The sequence below is a fragment of the Anaerolineales bacterium genome (assembly GCA_022866145.1).
GTDB lineage: Bacteria > Chloroflexota > Anaerolineae > Anaerolineales > E44-bin32 > PFL42.
On sequence record JALHUE010000475.1, the window covers coordinates 1 to 4,558 of the forward strand.

At 65.3% G+C, this 4,558-nt stretch carries 3 protein-coding genes; 1 reads left to right on the top strand and 2 read right to left on the bottom strand.

Annotated features, from left to right (window positions below; all coding sequences use genetic code 11):
- Window positions 1-242 precede the first annotated feature (242 nt).
- Entirely contained in the window at window positions 243-1,274 is a 1,032-nt protein-coding gene (locus MUO23_13975) for an integron integrase (GenBank protein ID MCJ7514059.1), read from the top strand.
- Window positions 1,275-1,370: 96 nt separating this feature from the next.
- On the opposite strand, the gene gyrB is transcribed toward MUO23_13975, so the two are convergent.
- Both gyrB and MUO23_13985 read right to left on the bottom strand, forming a co-directional pair.
- On the bottom strand, window positions 1,371-3,284 hold the full coding sequence (gyrB, locus tag MUO23_13980; protein ID MCJ7514060.1) for a DNA topoisomerase (ATP-hydrolyzing) subunit B: 1,914 nt from the start codon (window positions 3,282-3,284) through the stop codon (window positions 1,371-1,373).
- Window positions 3,285-3,305: 21 nt separating this feature from the next.
- Window positions 3,306-4,331, bottom strand: coding sequence for a hypothetical protein (locus MUO23_13985; protein ID MCJ7514061.1), 1,026 nt, complete (start codon window positions 4,329-4,331; stop codon window positions 3,306-3,308).
- Window positions 4,332-4,558 lie beyond the last annotated feature (227 nt).

The window sequence follows — 4,558 nt, forward strand, 5'->3', positions numbered from 1 at the left end:
CGGTGCCGCCCAACTATAGATTCTGAATATCCCCCCTCGGGGGGAGTGAAACCGCCGACGACAGATCATATAATGCGCACGATGGGGGGTGAAATACCGGCAGAAGGGTTCGCGAATCGACTGGGCCCGTCCAACCGAGGCTGGCCAAGGCTCCGCCCCTTCGACAGCGGCACCCCCGCTGCGCCCCCCCTCCCAGCCAGCATAGCGGCATTCCGGCCCACTGGCAACTCAAGGGGGATCCTATGCCCGGGCCCGCCCCGCGCCTGCTCGACCATACCCAGCTCGTCCTGCGACGCCAGCACTACTCCATCCGCACCGAATCCGCCTACCTGGGATGGATACGCCGCTTCATCCTCTTCCATAATAAGCGCCACCCTCGCGATATGGCCGCCCCTGAAATCGAAGACTTCCTCACCCACCTCGCCGTCGAGGCCCACGTCGCCGCCCCAACCCAGAACCAGGCTCTCTCCGCCCTGCTCTTCCTCTACCGCCGCGTGCTCGGCCTTGAGGTCGAACTGCCTCTCAACAACGTCCGCGCCCGCCGGCCCCATCGCCTGCCCACCGTCCTCTCCCGGGATGAGGTCCACCACATCCTCAATAACCTCACCGGCACCCACCAGCTCACCGCCCGCCTGCTCTACGGCAGCGGCCTGCGCCTGATGGAATGCCTGCGCCTGCGCGTCAAGGACGTCGACTTCGAACTGCTGCAGGTCACCGTGCGCGACGGCAAATGGTCCAAGGACCGGTTCACCATGCTACCGGAAAGCCTGCTCCCTAGCCTGTCGGATCACCTGCACCGCGTCCACCAGCTCCATCAACGCGACCTCGAACTCGGCCTCGGCGGGGTCGCTCTCCCCACCGCTCTCGAGTCCAAGTACCCCAACGCCCCCTACGACTGGCGCTGGCAGTATGTCTTCCCCGCACGCAATCCCTCACGCGACCCGCGTACCGGGCGCATCCGCCGCCACCATATCGGCCCGGCCGGGCTGCAGCGCGCTATCCCCCGCGCCGCCCGCCTCACCGGCATCACCAAACGCGTCAGCTGCCACACGCTGCGTCATAGCTTCGCCACCCACCTGCTCGAAAACGGCTACGACATCCGCACCGTCCAGGAACTGCTCGGACACTCGGATGTCAAGACGACCATGATCTACACCCATGTCCTGCAGCGCGGTGGCCTGGCCGTCCGCAGCCCGCTGGACTCACCGGTACGGGCCTCTCCCCCGATCCGGCAGGGCATCCCCCCCGCCCATTCCTCACCTTCCCCACCCTGAAGCTTCCCCAATCCTCAACTGTAAGGAAAGGGCCTGGGCAACGCCCAGGCCCCACGCCACGCATGCCGGTCGCCGCCTGCGCCGGCCGGCGTTGTCTCAGACGTCCAGGTTGCGCACGTCGCGGGCGTGAGTCTGGATGAACCGACGCCGCGGCGGCACGGCCTCCCCCATCAACATGTCGAAGGTCCGGTCGGCGGCGGCGGCATCCTCGATCGTCACTTGCAGCAGCGTCCGCTTGGAGGGATCCATCGTCGTCTCCCAGAGCTGCACCGGGTTCATCTCCCCTAAACCCTTGTACCGCTGCTGGCTGGCCTTGTCCGCGCCCCCGTCGAAGCCCTTCAGCACCTTGTCCCGCTCGGCCTCGGAATAGGCATACGCCACCTTGTTCTTGTAGGCCAGGCGGTAGAGCGGCGGCTGGGCGATGTACAGGTGCCCGTTCTCCACCAGCTCCGGCATGTAGCGGAAGAAGAAGGTGAGCAGCAGGGTCCGGATGTGGCTGCCGTCGACGTCGGCATCGGTCATGATGATCACCCGTCCATACCGCAGCCCCGCCAGGTCGTATCCCTCGCCGATCCCCGTGCCCAGCGCCGAGATCAGCGACTTCACTTCATTGTTGGAGAGGATCTTATCCAGTCGCGCCCGCTCGGTGTTCAGGATCTTGCCGCGCAGCGGCAGGATCGCCTGGAAGTGACGGTCCCGCCCCTGCTTGGCCGAGCCTCCCGCCGAATCCCCCTCGACAATGTACAGCTCGCAGCGATTCGGATCCCGCTCAGAGCAGTCGGCCAGCTTGCCCGGCAGTGTCAGGCTCTCCAGGGCGCTCTTGCGGATCACCAGGTCGCGCGCCTTGCGGGCGGCGTCCCGCGCCCGGGCCGAGGTCAGACACTTCTGCACGATGGCCTTGCCCGCCTTCGGGTTCTGCTCGAGAAACTCGCTGAACGCCTCGCCCAGGACCTGTTGGACCTGCGTCTGGGCCTCGGCATTCATCAGCTTCACCTTGGTCTGACTCTCGAACTGGGGATCGCGGTGCTTGACAGAGACGATCGCCGTCAGGCCCTCGCGCGTGTCATCCCCCGAGAAGTTCGAGTCGGCATCCTTCAGCAAGCTGGCCTTGCGGGCGTAGTCGTTGATCGTGCGCGTGATCGCCGCCCGCAGCCCGGTCAAGTGCGTTCCGCCGTCCACGGTGTTGATGGTGTTGGCGAACGAATACACAGACTCGGTATAGGCGTCGGTGTACTGCAGCGCCACCTCGATCCCGGTCCCATCCACTTCCTTGTCGGCAAACACCACCGGGTGCAGCACCCCGCGGTTGCGGTTGAGGTAGCGCACGAAGGAGGTGATCCCTCCCTCAAAATAGAAGGACATCTCGCGGCCGTCACGCTCGTCGAGCAGATAGATGGTCACGCCGCGGGTGACAAAGGCCATCTCGCGGAAGCGCTGCACCAGGGTCTCAAACCGGTAGTCCGACTCATCCTTGAAGATCTGCCGGTCGAACTTGAAGGTGATTTTGGTCCCGGTCTCGCCCTTGGCCGTATTCCCGATCGCCCTGACCGGGCCCATCGGCGCGCCGCGCTCATAGCGCTGGAAGTGGATCTGCCCATCGCGCCGGACCTCGGCCTCACACCACTCGGACAGGGCATTCACCGCCGAGACACCGACCCCGTGCAGGCCGCCTGAGACCTTGTAGCCGCCTCCGCCAAACTTTCCGCCGGCGTGCAGGACCGTCATCACGATCTCGAGCGCCGGCTTCTTCTTCTCGGGATGCAGGTCAACCGGTATGCCTCGGCCGTTGTCGATCACCGTCACCGAGGTGTCGGCATGGATGACTACGTCGATCCGGTCACACGCCCCCGCCAGCGTTTCGTCAATCGAGTTGTCCACCACTTCGTACACCAGATGGTGCAGGGCCTTGACGTCCGTCCCACCGACGTACATGCCCGGGCGGCGACGCACCGCCTCCAGACCCTCCAGCACCTGGATGTCCTTGGCGGCGTAGCTGCTGACCTTGTCCACGTTCTTCGCCACAGGCAACCCTCACTCTGCTTGAGATCCGCCAACGATCGGCGGCGGAGCACCGACGCGCCGCCCGAGACGCATCGCCGTCATCCAGTCATGCCGGCTTTGGTAGAAGGCATAGCTCCCCGTCAGCAGCATGGCGCTGACAAAAGCGTGTCCGAGCACAGCCAGCATGGTTAACCACGACTCCTCCGGCGGCATCGCCCACACCAGGTTCGCCGTCGAGCTGATCAACGAACTGACCGCCAGGAAACCGAGGGCCGCCAGCAGATTGAACCGTACCACCAACATGCTATCGGCCATCGCCCGCAGCAGGCCGAACCCGTAGCGCACGATGCCATGCGGCGTGAAAGCCAGATACACCGCCAGCCAGAAGAGCAGCCCGAGGCCGCCCATCACCAGGAAGAACGAGAGGATCGGGGTGATCATCGCCCCCACCGCCGCCACCAGCAGCAACAGCAGGCCGATGATGGCGATCCCCAGATACAGCGCCAGCGTCATCCAGATGAAGCGCAGCCAGATCCGCCCCAGCGGGGCTGTCGCCTCCGGACCGGCAACCTGGCTGGCCACCACCCGGTTGAACACCGCTCCGATCCCTAGCCCCAACACCATGAATGCCAGCCACATCCCGAGTGCGCTCACGGGTTCAACCACCTGCACCGGTTCGCCAGTTCCCACCGGCGAGGCCAGCGGCAGTCGAGCAGCCATCAGGCTGGGAACCCCGCCCAGTGTCGGGCTCAGGCCCACCATCAGGCTGAAACGCCTGGCCAGCTCGCTCATCATGGTCTGTGCCGCTCGCGCTTGTTCGGAGAGCACGGGATCGACTACCGCCGGGGCGAACACCTGTCCGCTCCAGGCCTCAATCATGCCCCGAATTCCGAGCCGCGGGCCAAACCATAGGAAGAGGTCCAGCAGCATCGGCGGCAGCAGCAGCGCCGGGCGGGCAGCTACCCGCTCGAAGCCGGTCGAGAGCGCCTTGAGGACGCCGATCGGCGCCGATTTGGGCCTGTCGTCGGTGGGCTCCACAATCCTTAATGTTACCACGCCCCCGCCAGGCCCGTGCCCTCCATGAGTTCCACTTGCAAGTGCAACGCTATGAGGAGAATAGCGTTGTATGGCCAGTTATGTTGATCTCACTGCAGGCGAACGGCTTCAGATCTACACATGGCAGAGAGAAGGGCTGCCGCAGGCGGAGATCGCCAGGCGACTGGGCCGGGACCGCTCGACGGTCAGCCGGGAGTTGCGCCGGAATGGGGGTGCTGGCGGATACC

Coding starts and splice junctions, on each gene's coding strand:
- MUO23_13975 (MCJ7514059.1), top strand. CDS start 243: ATGCCCGGGCCCGCCCCGCGCCTGCTCGACCATACCCAGCTCGTCCTG.